This is a genomic window from Catellatospora sp. NPDC049609, assembly GCF_040675365.1.
Classification (GTDB): Bacteria; Actinomycetota; Actinomycetes; order Mycobacteriales; family Micromonosporaceae; genus Catellatospora.
The window spans coordinates 1-1,034 of the sequence record NZ_JBFAOU010000494.1 but is presented as its reverse complement, the minus strand read 5'-3'; the positions used below and the strand labels follow the sequence as shown (position 1 = coordinate 1,034).

Annotated in this window: 2 protein-coding genes; both read left to right on the top strand. The window is 70.1% G+C overall.

Going from position 1 to position 1,034, the window contains the following annotated elements; all coding sequences use genetic code 11:
- The first annotated feature begins 27 nt into the window (after positions 1–27).
- The gene (locus AB0J67_RS41375; protein WP_363491326.1) at positions 28–690 is read left to right on the top strand and encodes a transposase family protein; all 663 of its coding nucleotides are present in this window, start codon (positions 28–30) and stop codon (positions 688–690) included.
- Between the two features lie 18 nt (positions 691–708).
- The gene (locus AB0J67_RS41370; protein ID WP_363491324.1) at positions 709–981 is read left to right on the top strand and encodes a hypothetical protein; all 273 of its coding nucleotides are present in this window, start codon (positions 709–711) and stop codon (positions 979–981) included.
- Positions 982–1,034: the final 53 nt, after the last annotated feature.

Here is a 1,034-nt window from a genome sequence, read left to right as displayed (position 1 = left end):
TTACGATCTTGTGCGCAATAGCTGACGGTGGCGGCTGCCGGTCCGATCGCAGATCCTTTCTGGATGTCTTGTCGCTGGGCTCGTCGTGTCTTCAGCCATCCGGTGTTCACGGGTATCTCGCGGCATCATCTGCGGCTGGTCCTGGCCGAGGTGGGTCCGGGCTGGGCCGCCGGTCGGGAGGGTCGGCTGCACGAGCGGCGCGGTGGCCGCCGTCGGCGTGCGGCAGGCGCGGGAAGACCCCTCGAGCTGCGCCTGGCCGACCGGGTGGTGATCACCCTCGTCCATCTGCGCACGGGCTTGTCGCACGATGCCCTCGCCGTGGCGTTCGGCGTTGACCGCTCCACGGTCACGCGGGCGATAGGGCAGATCCGGCCGCTGCCGGCCGGGCGGGGATTCGCGACCCCGACCGGGGTGCGGCTGCGGACCCTGGCCGACGTGTTCGCCTACGCCGCGGCCGAGGGCGTGGTCCTGCGGATGGACGCCACCGAGATCAGGGTCCGCCGGCCGCGGGCGGGCCGGGGCGGGCGCAAGGCGTTCGTGTCGGGCAAGGCCCGGCAGAACACGATCAAAAGCACGGTGATCAGCGATGAGACGGGTGCGACTCTGTGGTGCGGCACCCACCGCCCGGGCCGCGTCCACGACCACACCGCGGTCCGCATCGAGGGCATCGACGCGCTGCTCGACGCCTAGCCGCAGGTCCGGATCCTCGTGGACGCCGGATACCAGGGCCTGGCCAAGAGCCATCCCGGCCAGGTCGAGGCACCGCCTTTGAAGCTGCGCCCAGGAGCCGCAGAGCCCTACCGGATCGCCTACGAGCACAAACGCAAGGATCAGTCCAGCCGGCGGATCGCCGTCGAGCACGCCATCGCCGAACTGAAGTGGTGGCGGGTGCTGCAGCGTTTCACCGGACGACGGGAACTGCTCCCGCAGACCGTCGACGCCGTCGCCGCCCTGGTCTCCGACCGCACCATCACCTGGTGATACGCCGGGAGGAGTCCACTGCGCGACCTCAGCTATTGCGCACAAGATCGTTA